We start from the raw sequence: 21,009 nt of genomic DNA, 5'->3' as shown, positions 1-21,009 counted from the left end.
TGTAAATGGGAGATTGCTTCGGGCAAAGAACAAGAACGCCCTCGCAACGACATGTGAGATAAGGAGTTTTTATGCAACTAAATCGAACACAAATCGGATATCTGGTTGGCGGCGGGTTGAAAGAGAATTTCCGCGTGCGGCTGACTGTCTCTCCGCAGGAGATTCAGGAAGGGGCGTTTGTCGTGATCCAGAGCGGACCGTGGAATTATTACGGCATTGTGACGGATATCCAGCTCGGCGCAACGGACCCGCGTTTCGCGGACGAGCAGACCGAGGTGCGATTCCCTGCGCATATCGCCAAAGCCTTGCACGGACAGACTCTCTTTGCCAATTTGGAAGTGCTGCCGAATTTGATGCTGGAGGTGGGTCCTGATGAAGGCTCGCCCGAGTATGCAGCCTGGCGCAAGGGACTGAAAGAGGAGCCGCGCATTTTGCCAGTCAAGAATATCCCTCCGCACCATGCGAAGGTGTCGCTGGCGAATGAAGGTGATATCGCCGAGATCTTCGGCGACCCGAATGCGGACGGCAACTTCATCATCGGGTACACCCGCGAGCAGGGACATCCCGTCTGCATTAATCTGGATAAGTTCGTGCAGAGGTCATCGGGTATGTTCGGGGCGACGGGAACAGGCAAGTCGTTTTTGACAAGGCTTGTTTTGGCAGGCTTGATGAATCACAATAAGGCTTCGGTATTGGTATTGGACATGCACAACGAGTATGGGTTTGACGATGTGGCCTCAGACACGAAAAAGGCCGTGACGGGACTGAAGACCAAGTTCAAGTCCCGCGTGAACGTGGTGGGATTGGGCGGCGGCGCGACCATTCGCGGAGCGACTCCCGATTTCAACCTCGAGATCGCCATGTCCGATATTTCATCCAGTGACGTGGAAATGCTCTCGCGTGAATTGAATCTCAAAGAGACCACGCCCACCGTTTTGAATGCCCTGTTCACGACCTATGGACACAACTGGTACGCCGAGTTCCGCGCGATGAATCGGGACGAAGTGGAGATCGAAGATGAAAAGGGACGGATGAAAAAAGTGCCCGCCGAGGGGAGCGTGGCGAAGTGGTCGATGGCGAACGGCGTGAATGTGCTGGCGGCGGAGGGACTGCACGATAAGCTGCGCCGCCTGTTCAACAAGCATTACATCGTCCAGAAGCCTGCCGCGGACAGCGTGGTGCAGATCATCAATACGCTCGAAGCGGGCAAGCATGTGGTGCTGTCGTTCGGTGACAATGAAAGCGACCTGGATTATTTATTGGTTTCGAATCTGATCACCAGAAAGATTCGCAATGCGTGGGAGAAGAAGACCAACGAGTTCCGTTCGCATGGCAAGGCGGAACCGAGGCCATTGATCATTGTTGTTGAAGAGGCGCATAAATTGTTGAACCGTGAGATGGCGTCGCAGACCACCTTCGCGACCATCGCGCGCGAACTCCGCAAATATTATGTGACCCTGCTGATCGTGGACCAGCGTCCTTCGCAGATCTATGACGAGGTCATGTCCCAATTGGGGACGCGCATCAGCGGCTGGCTGGGCGATGACCTGGATATTCAAGCCGTGCTCTCGGGTCTTTCGGGACGCGAGGCCCTGCGCGGTATGCTGGCGCGACTCCAACCGAAAGAGGAAGTCCTGCTCCTGGGCTGGGGCGTGCCGATGCCGCTGCCTGTGAGGTCGCGGAGGTATGATGAGGCCTTTTGGAAGGAACTGCTTAAGGGAGGCAAGAAGATGTCTGAAGCGGAGAATTTGAAGGAGTTGGGGTTTTAGTGGGTAAAATAAAGTAAAAGGATGGTCATATGCTGAAGATTATTTCCTTGGCAACTGAATTCCCTGATATTGATGCTGCAGATTTTTTTAGCACTTCAAGCCTTACGGATTATGATGTAGTGATAATCGATCCAAATGATGTTGTTTCTTCTTTTCCAAAATCAGAACTTGACAACAACAATAAACGATATGTCTCGGGACAAAACGCTCATGTGTTGTTAGAAAAAATGGAAAGAAGGAGCTCTGAGATTTTGGCTTTACTCAATAAAGGTCGTTTGATTATTGTTTTTCTTGATGAATTATTTGACGTTAAATTGATAAGTCAAGGACTTAGGCATGACAATATTCACATTAATAATTATTCTTGGATTCCAGATGAAGGTAAGAAAAGATTTACAAATAGATTAATTAGCGGAACTGGTGCGGGTTTGAATTTAGTTCACAGGGAGCATATTTTTTCTCCCTATTTTTCTGCTTTTCAAAAGGAACTGTTTTTCACCGCTTATGTAGATATACCAGTTGCAGGTTTTGATTTAGGCGATGCATTTATTTCCAATTCTACTGATCTTACTGTAGGCTTTACATTAAGAATATCCAATGGGACTGTAGCGTTTCTGCCAAGATTTAACTTTAATGAGGAGAACAACAAAAAGTTCTTAGGAGTATTGCTAGGAATAGCTAAAAAATATTTTGGTGCAGAAATACCAACTCCTCCTCCTGATTGGACAAATGCTTTCCGCGTTCCTGGTATGGCTGCACTTGATGAGAAAATTCGTGAGATTGAAAAGAAAATTATAGAGCTTGAAATAGGAAAAGTCGAAATTGAGAAAGAATACAGCGAGCTCAACGATTACAAGTTTCTGCTCTATGAACAAGGGCACCCATTAGAGAGAAAAGTTTTAGATACTTTGAGATTAATGGGCTTCAAAGCTGACACTGTTCCTGGCGAGAATACTGATTTTGATGTGATTTTAGAATCAGAAGAAGGTCGTGCAATTGCAGAGGTTGAAGGAAAGGACGATGGCGCAATTCATAAGGATAAAATAGATCAATTGCTCTCAGCTATAAATCAAGATGCAGAACAAAGGGGTTCTTTTGCCAAAGGTGTTTTGGTCGGCAATCATTTTCGGTATAAAAAGCTGGAAGAAAGGGAAGAGCCATTTACCAAAACTGTGGTTAACCTCGCCAAGCAATATCATTATGCTTTGGTGGCTACTGTTGATCTGTATAGAGCAACCATCTACTTTTTACAACATCCAGAAGATGAAGATTGCAAAAAAGCTTGCAGAAAAGCAATATTTGAGGCTGATGGTAGTGTGGTGAAGTTTCCGATTCCAGAAGAAAAGAGTAAGGAATAAATTTCCTTTCAGTTAAATCTCTCAAACATATATGCGAGGGGCTGATTAATGATGAGTCATGTCCGCGGGAGGGGAATCGGTGCGGGCTAAAGCCCTGCCTTAGTTCGTGAAAGTCCACTGGCGTGGACTGGCGCAATTAGTGCGAAGCACTTCCATGTATTGAGCGAGGGATTCATCCCGAACGTGAGGCGGAGACCTATGCTCGTACGAGGGGCTGATTAATGATGAGTCATGTCCGCATGAGGGGGATGGTCAGCAGCGGCGGGGCAGTGCTATAATTTAAGCCATGAAAGGCAAGAAGTTTAGAATTCCCCGCAAAAAAATCGCGGCGTTTTGTCAGCGCTGGAGCGTTAATGAATTTTCACTGTTTGGCTCCGTCCTGCGGAACGATTTCCGTCCCAAAAGCGATGTGGATGTGCTTGTGAGCATCGATCCCAAAGCGCGTATTGGGCTGTTTGAAATTATTGACATGAAACTTGAGCTTGAAGAAATGTTCAAACGCCCTGTCGACCTGGTTGAAAAAGAAGCACTCCGCAACCCATATCGCAGGAAAGAGATTCTCCGCACGGCGCAGGTAGTATATGCCGCACAATGAAGAGGTAAAAGCCTATTTATGGGACATCCGTGAGGCGGCCCGTGAAATCGATGGCTTTATGAGCGGGGTCAAATTCCATCAATTTGAAAACAACAAAATGTTGCGTTACGCTGTGGAGAGACAATTACACGTCATTGGCGAAGCGGCAGTTCATATTTCTCCGCAATTTCGCGGTAAGCATCCCGAAATCAATTGGAAGAGGTTGATTGAACTTCGCAACGTTATTGCGCATGAATACGGGGAAACCTTGATGAATCGTATTTGGCTCGGTGCGACAGATGGCTTATCTGAGTTAATCGAGACGTTAGATGGATTGCTGGCGGAAGAGTAACGATGAGTTTGAAAGAGATTATTGAAATAAAAGTTTGTTATGACCGTGAAGGAAATACACTTACAGTCCGGTTTGGAAATCCCGCCGATGAATATGTTGCAGAAGAAGCAGGGGAAGAGATCGTGCTGATGAAAGACCGTGAAGGCAAGGTTATCGGGTTTGAAAAACTGAATTTCACAGGTCATGTCGGAGATGCTATAAAAGTTGCTTTCGAGACAGTTGCTGTTTAATTGTAGATGAAAAAAGAATACAATTTCAGTAAAGGGAAGCGCGGTGCAGTTGTCCCTGCGCCAAAAGGGAAAACCCGCATCACCATCCGCATTGATGATGATATTTTGGACTGGTTTCGCGGTCAAGTGGATGAGGCTGGTGGCGGGAATTACCAAACCTTGATCAACGATGCCCTTCGAGAATATATTACAAATCAACAGGAACCCATCGAAGTCATACTTAGGCGGGTGGTGCGTGAAGAATTAACTGCTGCAAAATAAATTTGATAGAGATCCGAGGTGGCGAGGCTTCGGATTTTTTTGTTGGTGAGTCTCAGACAAGTGAAGGGCTGATTAATGATGAGCCATGTCCGCGTGAGGGGAATGTAGGGGCGACCCGCCAGGGTCCACGCAGGTTGTGGTCAGGCACAGAATCCTTGCGAACCATTACATCTTACGGCATGGACGGGTCGCCCCTACGCACATGGTATGTCTCATTTATAATTTCCTCCATGACCAAATTCGACCCCAAAAAACATCATCGTCATTCCATTCGTTTGAAGGGATATGATTACGGACAGGCGGGGGCGTATTACATCACCATTGTCACGTGGCATAGGGAATTTTTGTTTGGGGAAATTGTGAACAAGGAAATGAAATTAAACAAGGTCGGAAAAATTGTTGAATGGGAATGGTTGGAATTACCCAAACGATTACGTTATGTTGAATTGGGTGCTCGTGTTGTCATGCCTAATCATTTTCATGGAGTTTTATTTATCCATGAACCCGTAGGGGCGACCCGTCAGGGTCAGACATGGCCCGACCCAAACATAAAACCATTGCAGGCCATCAACCCTGTCTGTATGGACGGGTCGCCCCTACCTCGTGGACCCAAACCCGCATCCCTTGGCGCGATCATTGCGCAATTCAAATCTCGCGTTACAAAACGAATATGGAAATTTCCTGAATTTAACAACACACCCATCTGGCAACGCAATTATTACGAACACATCATTCGCAACGAGAAAGACCTGCAAAACAAAACCGATTACGTCGAGGCCAATCCGCTGTTGTGGGATGAGGATGACGAGAACCCCACCAACATTGGCTGATTAACGATGAGTCATGTCCGCGTGAGGGAATGGTATGATAAAGAAAATGAACATAAAAGATTCCATACAGGCCGAACTCGATGCGATCCGAAGGACATTCCATACCTTGCTTGATTCGCTGACCGAAGAAGATATGCACAGGCAGAGTCTCAACCCTGGCTGGACGAACGGCGAGATCATCGCTCACATGACCTTCGGTTTCCTCATCGTCAATGTGCTGATGCCCATGGCGCGCTTGTGGGGACGATTGCCAAGAGGCTCATCCAAACCATTTGCCTGGTTGTTGAACGCGTTTACAGGTCCATTCAACTGGATCAATGCCCTCGGTGCGCGTGGGCAAGGCAGGGTATTCACTCACCAACGCGTTGGGAGAATCTTTGACCGTACGTATGCCGCGCTATTGAAACAGGTCAACTCGATTGGGGACGACGAGTGGCAGAGAGGGATGTATTACCCTGTCAAATGGGATTCCAATTTCGACGAATTCATGACCCTCGAAAAATTATTTCATTATCCCGTGGTGCATTTTAATTTTCATTTGGGGCAGATCGCCAGACCGTAGGGGTACGGTCTACACTTCTGAAATCCGAGATTCTTTGCACATTGCACTGCAACGAACACAGTTCGTCACACTGTCACTCAGAAAGACGCTGACACGGTGAGAGGTTTCCATGATCCGTAAACTGAAATCTGGTAAATACAGGCTGTATTCAAAAAAGAAAGATCCAAAAACAGGAAAGCGGCGCAATCTTGGCACGTTCAATACACGTGCCGCAGCATTGAAACACGAGAAACAAATTCAGTTTTTCAAACGTCGCTAAGCTTTGTGTTCACGTCAATGACAAGATGGGCTGATGATTGGCATGTCTGCATGAGGGAGGTGGAGAATTCCAAAGAAAACATTTTTCTGGTTATTTTCCACAATGTGACGTGTTACAAAGTTGCGGGCAGGTCGATGGGTTGAGTCACCTACCCTGACCTGCGCCTTTTCTCGCGACATTTCCGTACTGCAAGGATAAACTTGATAAGCAATTTTGGGATAAATACAAGAACACCCAGCGGGTTCTTGATTTTTTGCCTGGAAAATTTGATTGCGCGCATCACTTCCTGGGGATCCACTTGGATATTCGCCTGGATCTCCCGGCGTTTTCGCAGAGTAGATGGAATGCCAAGAAATGCATCTTTCATGGCTCTCATACTTACGCATGGGCAGCAACAAAATCCATAGAACAATGCGTAACCAACATTCATCAACAGATGCACAGGCAGATATTTCCATAGATAGGGAGATGGCATGTTCTTAAGGAACATCCATAGCATGTTGCGCTGGCTTTGATAAATGGCGAATTCGCTCTCCTTTCCCAGGCTTGCCGAACCAACATGGTATACCCTGGCTTGTGGAACATATAAGCAGCTGTATCCTGATAGTCTTAAGCGGAAGCCAAGGTCTACATCCTCCAGATATGAAAAAAAGTCCTCATCGAATCCCCCAGCGTTCAGAAACATATTCCTCTGGTAAAATGCCGCGGCTCCGCAGGCGCTAAAGACCTCATCAACGACGGGAATCGCTTGTTCAATAGGCTCGTCATTTTGTCTGCGCCATGCGATTCCGCCGATGTTATATTCATCTCCTGTCCCATCCAGTTTGCTGGGGTCGTTTGCCTGTATCTGGCAGGATGTGAAATAGAAGAGGTCAGGATGTTCGCTTGATGTAGTGAGCAACGCCTCCAGCCAGCCGGGCTCAGGGAAAGCGTCACTGTTGAGTAATGCCAGCCATTGTCCCCTGGCGGATTTGGCGGCGATGTTATTTGCGGCGGCGAACCCCATGTTTTTTTCAAGGTGTATCACCTTCGCCAAGGGCCAGCGCAGATCCATATCTTTCAATGCGCTTTCAGTGGAGCCATTATCTACGAGGATCACTTCAAAATCCTGAAAGGTCTGTGCAAACACAGCTTCTAAACATCTGTCAATTACTTTAACCCCGTTCCAATAAACAATGATTACAGACACAAGTGGGGTCGATACATCCATTTTATTTCCAAATCACAGAATGAAATATAGTCTCAAAAATCCAGCAAAAGCTCTTAGTTTTCTCGCGCGGTGAAATCAAATTGTCCTATGCTACAATTCGAAACCAAACGTTGTGGCGTTTATATTGCAAATTATGCACATTGTCTACTTAACTCACCAGTTTTTTCCAAAGCACGTTGGGGGAGTTGAAGTCTATACACTTGCCCTTGCAAAACACGCACTTGCCGCAGGTCATCAGGTTACGGTGGTCACATATCACGAACCTGCCTCTTTAAACTACGCAGGTTTTGGCCCACACTACACATCTTATCAGGATATTCCTGTTGTGGAAATTCACTATAACCTTTCCAGGGCGCCTCATCCCATGCAATATGAATATAATAACTCGTATACCGCCAACGTCCTGCGGCTCATCCTGCCCAAATTAAAGCCCGACCTTGTGCATGTGATGCACGCCATGAAATTATCCGCTTCAGCCTTGAACGTCTGTAACAAGCTTCAGATTCCCTTTATCGTTACCCTGTGTGATTTCTGGTTTATATGTCCTCGGCATACTTTATTAAAATGGAATCTGGATTTATGTAATGGTCCCGCTCATCGTCTATACTGCCTGCGATGTGTTCAGGAACTTCACGGTTTCGCCAAAGGCGCCCAAATGTTCCGTGACCTGCCAGTTATGGCGAAACGAAACGCCTTCATCAAAGATGCACTCCTAAAAGCACGGCGTATTATCGCGCTTTCGGAATTTCAAAAGAAGATGCACGTCCAAAATGGGATTCCCGTACAAAGGATCGAAGTAATCCAGCATGGGCTGGAACAATCAATAGACATTCCCAAACCGCATTTGCCTGTTAAGCCATATTGCATTGGCTACATAGGTTCATTGGTGGAACATAAGGGTGTCCATATTTTGCTCCAGGCGCTTGCCCGTATCCCGAATGCTGATCTGCAATGCAAAATTTACGGAGCCATGCAGGCCTCCCCATATGTCTCTCGTTTGCATGAATTAGCGGAGCGCGACCCAAGGGTGAAATTCATGGGAACATTTGACCCCTCAGAAATGTCGGAGGTGATTCATACGATCGATGTGCTGGCTGTGCCTTCCCTGTGGTATGAAAATGAACCCCTGGTTATCAAATCGGCACTACAGGCGGGAATTCCAGTTCTCTGCAACGATATTGGTTCTCTCTCAGAAATGGTCATCCACAAGAAGACAGGCTGGCTTGTGCCATCTGGAGATGTCAGCGCGTGGACCCAAGCGATTCAAAACGCGCTTGCTCAACTTCCCCAATTTCATATGCAGCCCGTTGGAATAAAAACCATGGAAGAAAATGCAAATGAAATGCTTTCGATTTATTCAGAGGAAATGCAATGATCGATGGCAACCCTTCAATTTCTGCATCTTCCAATCTAGTCCATGAAACAATCCATCTTGTTGATGAGCTTTGGAATGCAAAGGTAAGGGCACCACGCTCTAATTTTACGGGTATTCATAATGTATCCATTCGACGGGATGCTCGTCCCTCCATTTTTCAACACCCAACCTCACGCATCGAACTTCGACCGATCCTGCTCGGCAAAAGCCCCAGGCTTCACTTTGCCTGTGGCATCAAGCAGAAAGTCTGGACAAAATTTGATCATGCGATCATATTTGAAATTTTCATAAAAAACACCCTCGGGAGACCGACACGGATTTTCCGGGACGAACTTTCACCGGTTCAACATTTGGAGGGGCATGGCTGGTTTGAACACGAATTAGACTTATCCCAATACAGTGATAAAAAAATAAGGCTTGTCTTTTCAACCTCTGTGCCAAAAGGCGATGGCACTCAATATTGCTGGTCTGTATGGGGCGATCCTCAAATAGAACACGAATGCCCACAACTGAAGAGTCGTAGATCCATTCAACCAACCCCTGCCCATGTATTTTTAATCACATCAGATGCGCTGCGGCCCGATTATCTCGGCCCGTACGGCAATACAAGTGTTAGTACTCCAAATTGTGATCAATTGGCTAAAGAGGGAGTTCTTTTCTCGCACGCGCGGGTCCAAACGGCAAGTACGCTCGGATCTCATGCATCCCTGTTATTAAGCCAGTCTCCGCTCACACACACAATCACTACAGAGTGGGGGAACATTCCGGCAGGTCTGCTTTCGCTGCCGAAGTATCTTCATTCGCATGGATATCATACTGCCATGGTGCCGAGTGAATTGGAATTGATAGATCCCAAAGCGGGGCTTGTCCCTCTGTTTGAAGAGTATTCCCCCTGCCACGGCGACCCCATGCAGGATGGGAGTCTCACCACACGTATTGCCATTGATTTGATCGACCGCCAGAAAAAGCCGACTTTTTTCTGGCTTCAGTATTTTGACACCCACCCTCCCGTCACACCACCGGAACCATACCGCTCCATGTATTATTCTGGTGATCCTACGAATGAAATCAACCGCCATCGCCCTGAAAACGTTTCGAAGATCAAAGGCACTGAAGTATGCCAGGAATTTTCAATAGCCTTGCCGTCGCTGATGCAAGGCAGGACGGATGCATTCATCACCGCGAAATTAGAGGCAACAGCACTGTCGTTTCGTCCGCACAATTTCAGCGATCCCGATCTTGCAATTCATTTGAAGAACCTTGGCCCAAAATCCTATAAATACATGACCCCCGATCAATTTGCTGCCTGGTTGGAAGAACAGGTTCTACAACTGAAGAACGGGAATGTTCCCAATGGCCTGCTTGATTGGATGAATGAAGTCCTGCCCATGCTCCAGGAGATAAATGACGATATTACCAGCTGGCTGGATGGTGTGATCGATTTTCGTTATCCGCTTCTGCAATATAGCGGCGCGGTTTCCTATCTCGATTCTCACCTGGGTAAACTGTTTTCATACCTGAAGGAGAGCGGCCTTTACGAGCAGAGTCTAATTGTTCTGACCTCGCCTCATGGTGAGATCCTCGACGAACATGGGGTCTATTTGCATCACCACACCCTCACCGAGTCCTGCGTTCGTATTCCAATGATCATAAAGCCGCCCAATACAGGACGGCCGTTCAAAGTTGGAAGCAGGATCAACGGTATCTTCGATTCGCTTGACCTCTTCCCTACCATCATAGATCTGCTTGGCTTGCAATTGCCTATAGGGCTTGCAGGTCTCAGCAGGGCCTCTCATGTTTATGATGGCTCGCCCATTCCTGAACATGACAGCTTTTCAGTCAATAATTCTTATACTATGGCATCGGTCACGCGCGGACATTACAAATTCATAAAAGTGGCTAAAGATCACATGAACTCGCCCGAATGGAGCTGGCGCCGGGGTGATAGAGTTCTATTTGACCTGCGCAAGACGCCCGCAGACGTAACGAATCTAGTTAATGAGTTGCCAGATTTAGCAAGGGAAATGGAACAAAGTCTGGATTTGTGGTTAAAGGAATCAGTATGAACGTCCTATTGATCGCCGCGCTAATATTTGCTGCGCTTGAAGCGCTGGCTTTATCAAAGAACTGGTTGAAACTGGAATATATTGCCAAGCCCGCTGTGATGCTCTCCCTTTTCTTCTGGCTGTGGACTACCGCTGGGTTGAATGGAGCTTTGCTTTGGTTCGGATTAGGGATTCTGCTATCGCTTGTGGGAGATACATTGCTGATGATCTCACTTGACCGTTTGTTCCTGGCAGGGCTTGTTGCTTTTATGTTGGCGCACATCGCCTATGTGATCGGATTTAATATCCCCGTGCCAGAAATGTCATTCTTTGGGATCATCTTTGCCGTGATGATCGGGATCGGCGGCGCGCGCATCATTCGCAGGATCATTGAGCCGCTTGTTACAAAAGGACAAGGCCACATGCGAATACCGATTTTGGTTTACGGAACCGTCATCTCGCTAATGATCCTGTCTGCAATGTTGAAACTGACCGACGTTAAGTGGGAAGCGGGAGCGGCACTCCTCGTCAGCCTGGGCGCTTTCCTGTTCTACATCTCCGATATTATTCTCGCGTGGCATAAATTTGTGGCCCCCATCCAGCATGGCCGCATTTACAACATCGCCGCCTATCACCTGGGTCAAATTGCATTGATCGCGGGTGTGGTGATGCAGTATTCGAATTAATCCAACTCTCTTTGTTGTGTCATGCTGAACGCAGTGAAGCATCTCTGCCAATTTATGAGAGATCCTCACCGCACTGCATCCGCAACGCGGTGCATGTGTCGCTGCCGCTCAGGATGACAGCGAAAAGGATATTATTCCAACGTCACAATATATTGATGGATCAAATGTGCGTAACGGTTTTGCAAACGGATGAAATGATTTTGGATCGCATCCGCTTCGGAGCCTTCCAGCACCAGAAACTTTCCCTTCTCCACACCATTGCGTGCGATCTCGCGGCAAACTGCTTCAGTGATCAACTCTGCCAATAGCACCTGGCCCTGCACGGTGGTGTCGAGGCGGTTGTTTGCATCCAAATAAATTTTTACCGAGGGCGCGGCAGTTGCGATCACAATGCTCGAATTGACGCGGTCAAAATAAACACGCTGACGCGGATCGGTGCGATCATCAAAACGAATATCGGTGAACAAAGCATTACTGCCTCGCGGCGGCGGCACAGGCAGCGTTTCTTTTTTGGAATGCACCTGAACGAATGCCTGCGCCCTGTTCCTTCCAAGATACGCGGTAATTACACCTTCACCGCCTACCTGCCTGCCTTCTACCTTCACACGTGCTTCCAAAATGGTCGGTTCAGTTTTATGGGGCTTGAGCACAACCTGCGGAGTTAATACAATGATTTCAGGGCTGTTTGAAATAACCGTCACCGTTGCCCCCGCTCTTCCATATTCGCCCAGCCCAACACGTAGCAGCAATGTGGCAACTTGCCCTGTTTGCACATATTGACGTTCGGGGAAAAATCCCATTCCAGATTCTGGAAGTTCAATAACCTTATGAACATCGCTTTCTTTTGGCTCGCGCAGCTCAGTGAACGCGATTGTATTTAACTCGTGCAAGGCACGGTTTATTTTTTGGCGTAACTTTTTATCCAGCTTCGTCTGCTCATCATGGACGGCATGTTCACGTTCGGCTTGAATGAGCGGATCGAGTTTGTTTTCGACTGCCAGTTTTAGCGCCTTTGCAAACGGATGCGTCCAGTTAATGCCATCGCGTGTGGCGGTCAGCACGGGCTCATCGTTTTTCAACAAGTCGTGCAAATGATCGCATTGGATCGAGCCGTAGAAGTAAGCCGCATACGGGTCGTTCTCGTACTTGAGCATAGTCAGCGAAACCACCGTCGCCTTGCTGATCACCAGCAAGCCGCCATCTGCATAATCGCCTTCTTCGCTGCGTGTTGATAATTGGATTCCCGACCGATAGACTTCCAGTTTCGCTGTGGCAGGGTAGCCCTCAATTCTGATTCTCTCGCTCAGAACTTTCTCGCCTCGCGGTGACTTGTAGCTGAGTACGTGTTCCTGACGAATTTTCCCGTCTGATGCTATATCCCGCAAAATGATCTTGCGCCTCGGGTTGCTCATAATGGGACGAAGCTCAAAATGCCGTTGCAGGTAATTTCTAAAATTATCGAACTGCGGCACTTTTACATCGCTGCGCGAAATTATGATCTCCAGGATCGTTCCATTCCCTTCAAGGATTCCATACTTCTCACGTAAAGGCATGTTGGCTTTGATGGGCTCATCCAGCTCGAAAGTTGGCACGCCTTTCTTGATCAGCAGCGAGCACGAATAAAAATTGCCGCCCTTGAACGAGCGCACGTAGCCATGCCCTAAGCCAAAAATGGAATCTTTCAATCCGCGACCCCACATGCCGCGCACGTGTTTGTCTTCCTTCAATCCGCTGGTGGCTTCGCCGTACGTGCCAACCACTTTATCCATGCGGATGTCGGTCATACCCTCGGCATGATCCCTCACGCGGATAATGGAATTTTTATGCTTCCGATGCACATCAATGATGATCTCGCCGCCCACTGCCCAGCCTGCATGTTCCAGGCGTGAATAACTGTCGTTGCAATTGGTGATAACTTCCACCAGCGCACGCAGGACATCTTTTCTGATAGCCTGGTCTGCCTGTTGTAGTGCAACTCGGTCTGCGTATTGTAACTTTCTACTACTCACAATAAATATGCCTTTCCAATTCACAAGTCTTTTGTGTCACTGTGGTAACCCATGATGAACAAAAAACTATTTCTTCTTTGTTTTTATTTTCTTCCCAATTGGTTTCAACAGGGGAGCGAAACTTTCCTCGCTGAAATTCAGGAAGGTCGCCAAGTCTTGTCTGTTATGCATACCTGCATATCGCTTGAATAATTCGACGTTTCTCTTCAACGTCTCTGCCGAGGATTCCATGGTGGCGAAGAGCATGTTCCTGAAATCGAACTCACTGATCTTCGCCCTTTGGCCGACCTTCTTATACTGTCGATATGCATCCGAACGTTCCAGCGTGTGCAGCACTTTCCCAGCTTTTGCCTTTTCCTCTTTTGATACGGCAGCAGTGATCTGTAAGATCGGCGCGGCTGCCTTTGCAATGCTGACAGTTTTCTTCGCTCTTACAATTTTCACTTTGGCAGGCGCTGCTGCAATCTTTTTCTTTGCTGGCTTCGGTTTGGCTGTCGCAGCCGTTGGGGTCGGCAAAGGCAATTGCCATGCAGATTGCGCCTTTCGTGCCTTGTGTTTCACCTGCAGTTTATCTTTTTTCCGAGCAGGGGTCGGGAGTTTTTTCTTCGCCGTTTCTTTTTGTTTCTGTTTAGGCTCGACCATCGCCTTTCGCTTTATTGGGACGGAGCTTGCCACAACAGGAGCCTTCTCAGCCTTACCTTTTTTGAGAAGAGCCTTTTTCACAAGCTTAACTTTTTTGGCTGTTTTCTTCTGCTTCGGCGCAGATTTCACTTTAACAGTTATCTGTTTTTTTGAAACTATTTTCTCACTGGCATGTGGTTTTGATGGCTTTACAACTTCAGCTTTCTTTTGCGCTGTCCTAGGTCTCTTCACTTTTATGAATACAGGCAGGGGAAGCCCCATTGATATTGCAACCTGTTTTGCAACCTGCCTTCCCAGAACCTTAAGGGCAAAACCATCCGCTGGATTTCCTTTGAGGTATCCCTTAGCCTTTGCTTCATTCAAATGGTGTGTGACCAGAGCCGAGTCAGGCCAGTAGAAATAATTCTTCAACGAAAAAACATGCGGGAACAGCCTGAAGCAGGCTGATATGACCTCCTCCACGGTGGCAGTGACTCCTTGCTCGTGCAGATATTGCACGGCATAAACGATGAGTTCATTCAACGCGATCTTTGAGTAAACATCCGCTTCGATTCTTGGGAGTTCCTTCTTTTCCAAATCAGGTGTGTCAGATGCCGTGGCTGCCATTCTATTTTTTCGCCTTCTCCGTTGTTGTGTGATGGTTATATTTTAACGCCTGTTTCCCGAATGAGACAGCGCCAATCTGCCAACATCCGATGCAATAGACGGGAGGTTGGCAGATTTATTCACTTGATACGTTCTGTGGGGCAGTCCATCGATTGCAGGCCGCGATCATTCTTCCCCGCCTAGATACTCATACACGGTTACATTATGCTCGATATCGGTAAAGACCGCAATGAATTTATCAGGCTCTGAATCAAGAATGGGCAGAACTTGATTTTCAATAGACTCATCCAACTCTATACTGCGCGGGGATTGAAGTACTGGAGAAACAACAATGTAATCGATTCCCTGATTGTTCAGGTACTTCTCCAGGTCCTGCCCCGCATTTGGGTAACCGATGGTTTTTCTTTGCACATGCACATAAGCGGGGACAGGTTCATTGACCATCACAATTGCATCCGATGGTGCGTACTCAGCGACCCAACTTCCCCCCACAGATAAATCCGTCATCTGCTCCATGATGGGATTGCGCCAGTCTTGAACATTACGTACCAGCAATGTCAATGCAATGACTCCGCCCACACTCGCTGCGATACCCGTGCGGAGGTTGATTCTGTTTCGAGTGAATTTCGTTGCCACCCAATCCACCCCCTGCATCAAATAAAAATACAGAAATGGAATGATTGGAATCAGAAAACGCGCTTTCACACTTCCAACTCTGGGATTCCAAAAGGCCAGAATTCCCAAAATGTAAATGATGAAATATATATCCATCACATGGATTTTTTTAAGCGATAACAGAACTCCGATAATAATCAGGAGTATGATCGCCACATTGATGACAAGCGGCAATATCTGTAATCCGTAATTACTCAATAACGCTGTCAACTTTGAGCCGAAGATGGGGAACAACGAACCCGCCAGAACTTCGTTGAAATAACCCAGCGCATTCGACCACATCTGCCCGATCTTTTCGATGACAGAACCATTGAATACCTGCGATTGATAGCCCGTGGAAATTAACGATCCGCTTATCCATCCATATAATAGTGTGCTTGCGATAAATATGCCAGCAGTGATACCTGCTTCACGGTAACGGCGCGTGAATAACAGAAAGAGTATGATGGCAATGAACAATGCAATCCCGATGGTTCGAATCAACTGGGTGTAAAAAGCAAGAACTGCAATCAGAATAACGAGCCAGTTACTTTTGCTGTTAACCTTGTTGTTCCACATATCAAAAAGATATAGCGCAAGCATTGAGAAGAATAGATAAGCGGACTCAGACATCACCGTAACAGATGTGCCCACCAGCAATGGATTCAGCGCGACAAGGCCAGTGACGATCTCACGATCTGGAGATTCCATCCGTCTGGAAAAAATTTTGTAAATTAATAGAATGGATGCCAGCCAGAGCAAAAGCGAAAATAATTTTAAGATCGTGTAATTGCCAGGAAACAGGAAGGTGAGTGGCGCAAGCAAGATCGGCCAGCCAGGTGGAAAGGCCCGTTCGATTTGCGGACGTGGAAAGTTGATCAGTTGATAGCCTTGTCCGCTGGAGAGGCTTTCGGCGAGGATGATGTAATGCGCGTCGTCGTAGGATGTGCCTAATTGAAGAGAATTGAAGCGCATTAATCCCAGTATTGCGCTGAGGATGACAAAGACTGCCAGAATATATTTTGTGCGAAGCATGATGGGGTTAATCTTATCAGGTTTGATTCTGGGAGAGTGGTTGGAACTCAACCTGGAAACAGATTCGTAGAGGCACAGCGAGTCGATTCATGATTTTGACCATAAACCGTTTTCGCTGCGCCCTTACAGTTTCTGAACGGATGCTGAATAAAACTCACGCAGAAAACTGGAGGGAATTTTTGCAAGCAGACGTGGTTCACTAAAACCTGTCTGCGCGGCCAGTTTGCAGAATGTTTCAAACGAGAATGGATATGGAACCCATAGGTTACTTGAATCAACGTTGTATTCAACCACCAGCAATACGCCGTTTGGTTTGAGGAATGACTTTATATGGTTTAATACCTTGGGCTTGTCTTTAAAAAAATGCAGAGAATTTGCCATCAAAATGCCATCAAGAGTTTCTAATTCAAGCGCTCGTGAAAAATCCCCAACTATAGTGTGCAGGTTTTTGGTATCACCAAAGCGTGAAGAATATTCCTGTTCCAAATGTTTGAGGTTGGCACGGTCTTTGTCAACAGCATGAATACTCGCGGTTTCGCCGATCAGCTCTCGCAGGACAAACGTAAAAGCACCGGAACCAGCTCCCAAGTCCGCCCATGAGCCGCCTTTATCCAGATTTGCAGGTCTTAAGAGATTAACGTGGTCGTTGTGATCCATGCAGTGAATCGTATCATAAATAAATATTCAACTAATTTTCAGCGTGTGAATGCAATATATAATCAAACAAAAAAGGATAAATCATGCAGCCAATACTTTTAATAATTTTTATCGGTTTAATGGGTGGTGTGGCAATCGGGATACAAGCGCCGCTTTCCAGCCTGATGAGTCAGCGTATGGGTGTGCTTGAAAGCATATTCGTTGTTCATATAGGTGGCGCACTTGTGGCGCTTGTTCCGCTTTTTATCTTTGGCAGTAAATTCAGTCAATGGCGGACTCTGCCCTGGTATACGTTTGGTGCAGGTGTGTTTGGGTTGGTTGTGATCTTTGCCATGAGTTATATGATCCCACGAGTTGGGATCGCGCCAGCGTTGATCACCCTGCTGGCAGGGCAGCTTTTGATGGGCTCGATCCTCGATCACTATGGATGGTTGGGTGTGGTTCAGCGTCCGCTTGACCTTGCGCGTGTATTTGGTTTGTCTGTAGTTCTACTGGGCGTCTGGCTAACAGTGAAGTAAAAAGCGTATAATCTGAACAAGCGAAAGGATTATCGTTATGATGAACAACCGTCAACTTGCAGATACGTTTACGTTGATCGCCAATTTGTCCGAGATCAAAGGTGAGGTCATATATAAAACATTGGCTTATCGCAAAGCCGCCGAAAATCTGATAGGGCTTGGGCGTGAAGCCTCGGAGTATTGGAAAGAGGGCAAACTTGAAGAGATACCCGGCGTGGGCAAAGCCATCGCGGAAAAGATCGATGAACTGCAGCGCACGGGCAAACTTCAATTCCTCGAAAAACTTAAGAAGGAAGTTCCTGAAAGTTTAGCTGGATGGCTGCAAGTACCCGGGCTTGGACCCAAGAAGATCGCATTGATCTGGAAGACGTTAAACATCACGGCTCTTTCCGAGCTGGAAGCTGCAGCAAAAAACGGACAGCTTCGCGACCTCCCAGGCATGGGCACTAAGTCCGAAACGGCCATTCTTGAAGGGATCGCATCCCTCTCACGCAGGTCAGGCAGGCTTCCGCTTGGGCGTGCGTATCCGCTGGCGCAGGAGATCATTAGTCAACTCAAAAAGGTGAAGGGAGTCGTCGCGGCAGAACCAGCAGGCAGTTTAAGAAGGATGCGTTCCACAGTCGGTGATCTTGACATTTTAGTGGCGGCCAAAGATTCATCTACTGTGATGGAAGCCTTTGTCAACCTCAAAGGTGTGAGCCGTGTTTTAGGAAAAGGCGAGATGAAAGCCAGTATCGAATTTTCTAATGGTGTGCGCGCGCAACTGTGGGTGCATCCGCCTGAAAAGTTTGGCACGGCTTTGCAATATGCGACGGGTTCAAAAGATCATAATGTTGCGCTACGTCAAATTGCATTGGATAAAGGTTTATCTTTATCTGAACATTCATTGACCAAAGTTAAAGGCAAGGGTGAAATTCTTTGCGCAACGGAAGAGGAAGTTTATAAAACTTTAGGCCTGCCGTGGATTCCGCCTGAGTTGCGTGAAGATCGAGGTGAGGTGGCTGCGGCGAAGGCCAATAAACTTCCGAAGTTAATTGAAGTAAAAGATATCAGGTCCAATTTGCAAACTCATTCCACATGGAGTGATGGAAAGTTAAGCATGTTGGATATGGCGCGCGCTGCTGCGAAGCGCGGCATAGAAGTGATTGCATTTACCGACCATTCTGTGGGGTTGGGCGTTGCGGGCGGCATGAAAATGGAAGACCATAAAATGCAGGCCGCTGAGATCAAGAAGATTCAAAAACAACTCGGCGATGAAATCCTTGTTTTACATTCCACCGAAGTGGAGATCAAGGCCGATGGCTCGTTGGATTATCCCGATGAGTTTCTCGCCACGCTTGATATTGTGGTGGCTTCGCTTCATTCCAGTTTACGTCAGCCGCGCGAGAAGATCACGGAAAGATTACTAAGGGCGGTGAAAAATCCGCATGTGGATATTATCGGTCACCCAACTGGCCGTGAAATTCCAGATCGGGAAGGGGCAGACCTGGATATGGAAGTCATTTTGAAAGCGGCGGCAAAATCTGGCGTGGCGATGGAGATCAACGCTCACCCCGTCCGCCTCGATCTTGACGATATGTATGCGCGCCGCGCGAAGGAATTGGGTGTGCCTATCAGCATCAATACCGATGCGCATTTCGAAAGTGACCTAGATATGCTGCATTATGGTGTTGCCATAGCGAGGCGTGCATGGCTGGAACCAAAGGATGTGATCAATACCTGGTCTACAAAGAAGTTGTTGGACTGGTTGAAGAAGAGAGGTTAAGATGTTGAATCCATTTGCATCAAATAATTCTGGCTCGTATTTTGATCTAAAACAAAAGATCGTTAGGAAGATAAAATTATCCAGGGTTGATGAGCAAATTTTTACGATTGTTCAAGGCGCATATGAGGAAGCATTAAAGTCTGAACATATTATGTTGAGCAAAATCGAACAGAAACGCCTGTTGGCAAATATTTGCGTTGAACTTCTGGATGATCTTGCAAAACAAATGAAAACAGGTCTATGAATTCGTTCTATAAACCTGCGGCTGTAAAGTTTGTTGTTGCCTTCATCTTGTTAGCCCTCTCCAGTTGGCTATGGAGAATATACGTGACATCGACCATCTCGGATACATTTCCACTTGGTTTTCCTTTGCAGTTTTATCTGGCCTGGGGACCCTGCCCGCCAGGAGAGAATTGCTCTGAATCTAATCTATTGTGGTTGCTTCTTGATCTCGGATTTTGGTATTTTGTAAGCGCATTTCTTGTGAGCAGATTTCAGAAGAATAAAATTAAGCAAGGTGAATAAGGTTGATTATTTTATGAGCACAGAACCAATGACAAATGCCTCGATCCCTGCTGAAGAGGTGCGTTTTTTCAGCGGAAGTTCCAATCCGAAGTTGGCGGAGGATATTGCCTCAAAGTTAGGCGTTCCTTTGGATGCGACCCACATCTCGCGATTCAGTAATGACAATATGTATATTCAGTTGGGCGCGAGTGTACGTTATCGCCGTGTTTATATCGTGCAATCGCTTTCTCAGCCAGTCAATGATCATTTGATGGAATTGTTGATGATGATCGATATTGCACGCGGCGCAGCGGCTTCTGAGATCCATGCGATCATCCCATATTATTCGTTTGGGCGCTCGGATAAAAAAGATGCGCCTCGCATTTCGATCACGGCGCGCTTGGTTGCAGACCTGTTAAAGACTGCCGGGGCAACCCACGTGATGAGCATGATGTTCCACTCGCCACAAGTGCATGGTTTCTTTGGCATGCCCACTGATCCGTTGAGTAGTCGCTTGGTGTTTAAGGAATACCTTTCCACCTGTGACTTGAGCGGCGCGGTCATCGTTGCGCCGGATATGGGTCAGGCAAAATCTGCGGCACGTTTTGCGCGGACGCTGGGTCTGCCCGTTGCGGCTGGGAATAAGGAACGCATTTCGGATACTGAGGTTATCATCAGTGGCTTGGTGGGGAGTCAGGTACGTGGGCATAGACGCGCTTTGATCTATGATGATGAGATTGCGACAGGCGGATCCATCTTGGAGTTGAGCCGTGTGTTGATTGGCGAAGGCATTGAAGACATTATTGTCATTTGCACACACGGGGTGTTCAGTCGAGGTGGATTGGATAGGCTGACGGCTGTGCCTCAGATCAGCGAAATTATCACAACGGATACTGTCCATATTGCGCCTGAGAAAATGCATCCAAAACTCAAAGTGCTGTCTGTGGCGCCTGTTTTTGCGAGTGCGATCCGTCATAACTTTAATCACGAGTCGATTAGTGATTTGTTTGTCTTTGGAGATTAGCTGACCTTGTGCTAGTCAGCAGGATATTGATTTTCTTGCACAAAGAGAATAAACCAAGTTATTACTTATTCTCTTTTGCCGAAA

Annotated in this window: 20 protein-coding genes; 15 read left to right on the top strand and 5 right to left on the bottom strand. The window is 47.1% G+C overall.

Annotation, left to right across the window (positions count from 1 at the left end):
• The first annotated feature begins 71 nt into the window (after positions 1 to 71).
• The 8 genes from AC14M5_RS18415 (at position 72) to AC14M5_RS18380 (ending at position 5,936) form a co-directional block, all read left to right on the top strand.
• Positions 72 to 1,769, top strand: a complete 1,698-nt coding sequence (locus AC14M5_RS18415; RefSeq protein ID WP_484031167.1) for an ATP-binding protein — start codon at positions 72 to 74, stop codon at positions 1,767 to 1,769.
• A 29-nt stretch (positions 1,770 to 1,798) separates the two neighbouring features.
• Positions 1,799 to 3,127 (top strand): hypothetical protein, encoded by a 1,329-nt coding sequence (locus AC14M5_RS18410; RefSeq protein ID WP_484031166.1) that lies wholly within the window; start codon positions 1,799 to 1,801, stop codon positions 3,125 to 3,127.
• Between the two features lie 286 nt (positions 3,128 to 3,413).
• Entirely contained in the window at positions 3,414 to 3,722 is a 309-nt protein-coding gene (locus AC14M5_RS18405) for a nucleotidyltransferase family protein (protein ID WP_484031165.1), read from the top strand.
• Positions 3,709 to 4,053, top strand: coding sequence for a HepT-like ribonuclease domain-containing protein (locus tag AC14M5_RS18400; RefSeq protein ID WP_484031164.1), 345 nt, complete (start codon positions 3,709 to 3,711; stop codon positions 4,051 to 4,053). The genes AC14M5_RS18405 and AC14M5_RS18400 overlap by 14 nt, the downstream gene beginning before the upstream one ends.
• Positions 4,054 to 4,055: 2 nt before the next feature.
• Positions 4,056 to 4,283, top strand: a complete 228-nt coding sequence (locus AC14M5_RS18395; protein ID WP_484031163.1) for a DUF2283 domain-containing protein — start codon at positions 4,056 to 4,058, stop codon at positions 4,281 to 4,283.
• Between the two features lie 6 nt (positions 4,284 to 4,289).
• Complete coding sequence (locus AC14M5_RS18390; RefSeq protein ID WP_484031162.1) at positions 4,290 to 4,544, top strand: BrnA antitoxin family protein; 255 nt, start codon at positions 4,290 to 4,292, stop codon at positions 4,542 to 4,544.
• A gap of 2 nt (positions 4,545 to 4,546) precedes the next feature.
• Positions 4,547 to 5,374 (top strand): transposase, encoded by an 828-nt coding sequence (locus AC14M5_RS18385; protein WP_484031161.1) that lies wholly within the window; start codon positions 4,547 to 4,549, stop codon positions 5,372 to 5,374.
• Positions 5,375 to 5,420: 46 nt separating this feature from the next.
• Entirely contained in the window at positions 5,421 to 5,936 is a 516-nt protein-coding gene (locus tag AC14M5_RS18380) for a DinB family protein (RefSeq protein WP_484031160.1), read from the top strand.
• A 407-nt stretch (positions 5,937 to 6,343) separates the two neighbouring features.
• On the opposite strand, the gene AC14M5_RS18375 is transcribed toward AC14M5_RS18380, so the two are convergent.
• Positions 6,344 to 7,405, bottom strand: coding sequence for a glycosyltransferase family 2 protein (locus tag AC14M5_RS18375; RefSeq protein WP_484031159.1), 1,062 nt, complete (start codon positions 7,403 to 7,405; stop codon positions 6,344 to 6,346).
• A gap of 133 nt (positions 7,406 to 7,538) precedes the next feature.
• On the opposite strand from AC14M5_RS18375, the gene AC14M5_RS18370 reads away from it, so the two are divergent.
• Genes AC14M5_RS18370 through AC14M5_RS18360 form a run of 3 tightly spaced genes read left to right on the top strand, consistent with a single transcriptional unit; the run spans position 7,539 to position 11,511 of the window.
• Positions 7,539 to 8,780 (top strand): glycosyltransferase, encoded by a 1,242-nt coding sequence (locus AC14M5_RS18370; protein ID WP_484031158.1) that lies wholly within the window; start codon positions 7,539 to 7,541, stop codon positions 8,778 to 8,780.
• The gene (locus AC14M5_RS18365) at positions 8,777 to 10,846 is read left to right on the top strand and encodes a sulfatase family protein (RefSeq protein ID WP_484031157.1); all 2,070 of its coding nucleotides are present in this window, start codon (positions 8,777 to 8,779) and stop codon (positions 10,844 to 10,846) included. The genes AC14M5_RS18370 and AC14M5_RS18365 overlap by 4 nt, the downstream gene beginning before the upstream one ends.
• A complete protein-coding gene (locus AC14M5_RS18360; protein WP_484031156.1) occupies positions 10,843 to 11,511 on the top strand; it encodes a lysoplasmalogenase in 669 nt (222 codons plus the stop codon). The genes AC14M5_RS18365 and AC14M5_RS18360 overlap by 4 nt, the downstream gene beginning before the upstream one ends.
• 131 nt (positions 11,512 to 11,642) lie before the next feature.
• On the opposite strand, the gene AC14M5_RS18355 is transcribed toward AC14M5_RS18360, so the two are convergent.
• The 4 genes from AC14M5_RS18355 to AC14M5_RS18340 form a co-directional block, all read right to left on the bottom strand.
• Complete coding sequence (locus AC14M5_RS18355; RefSeq protein ID WP_484031155.1) at positions 11,643 to 13,520, bottom strand: PX domain-containing protein; 1,878 nt, start codon at positions 13,518 to 13,520, stop codon at positions 11,643 to 11,645.
• A gap of 66 nt (positions 13,521 to 13,586) precedes the next feature.
• Positions 13,587 to 14,525, bottom strand: coding sequence for a hypothetical protein (locus tag AC14M5_RS18350; RefSeq protein WP_484031154.1), 939 nt, complete (start codon positions 14,523 to 14,525; stop codon positions 13,587 to 13,589).
• 408 nt (positions 14,526 to 14,933) lie between these two features.
• Entirely contained in the window at positions 14,934 to 16,457 is a 1,524-nt protein-coding gene (locus AC14M5_RS18345; protein ID WP_484031153.1) for a hypothetical protein, read from the bottom strand.
• 123 nt (positions 16,458 to 16,580) lie between these two features.
• Positions 16,581 to 17,114 (bottom strand): class I SAM-dependent methyltransferase, encoded by a 534-nt coding sequence (locus tag AC14M5_RS18340; protein WP_484031152.1) that lies wholly within the window; start codon positions 17,112 to 17,114, stop codon positions 16,581 to 16,583.
• A gap of 83 nt (positions 17,115 to 17,197) precedes the next feature.
• On the opposite strand from AC14M5_RS18340, the gene AC14M5_RS18335 reads away from it, so the two are divergent.
• The 4 genes from AC14M5_RS18335 to AC14M5_RS18320 all read left to right on the top strand — a co-directional run bounded on the left by AC14M5_RS18335 (position 17,198) and on the right by AC14M5_RS18320 (position 20,925).
• Positions 17,198 to 17,632 (top strand): DMT family transporter, encoded by a 435-nt coding sequence (locus AC14M5_RS18335; RefSeq protein ID WP_484031151.1) that lies wholly within the window; start codon positions 17,198 to 17,200, stop codon positions 17,630 to 17,632.
• A gap of 37 nt (positions 17,633 to 17,669) precedes the next feature.
• Positions 17,670 to 19,397 (top strand): DNA polymerase/3'-5' exonuclease PolX, encoded by a 1,728-nt coding sequence (gene polX, locus AC14M5_RS18330; RefSeq protein WP_484031150.1) that lies wholly within the window; start codon positions 17,670 to 17,672, stop codon positions 19,395 to 19,397.
• Position 19,398: 1 nt separating this feature from the next.
• Positions 19,399 to 19,641, top strand: a complete 243-nt coding sequence (locus AC14M5_RS18325; RefSeq protein WP_484031149.1) for a hypothetical protein — start codon at positions 19,399 to 19,401, stop codon at positions 19,639 to 19,641.
• 294 nt (positions 19,642 to 19,935) lie between these two features.
• Positions 19,936 to 20,925: a ribose-phosphate diphosphokinase gene (locus tag AC14M5_RS18320; protein WP_484031148.1), complete on the top strand. Its 990-nt coding sequence runs from the start codon at positions 19,936 to 19,938 to the stop codon at positions 20,923 to 20,925.
• Positions 20,926 to 21,009: the final 84 nt, after the last annotated feature.

It is taken from the genome of Candidatus Villigracilis sp., assembly GCF_057083605.1.
This window is presented reverse-complemented; position numbering and strand designations above follow the sequence as displayed.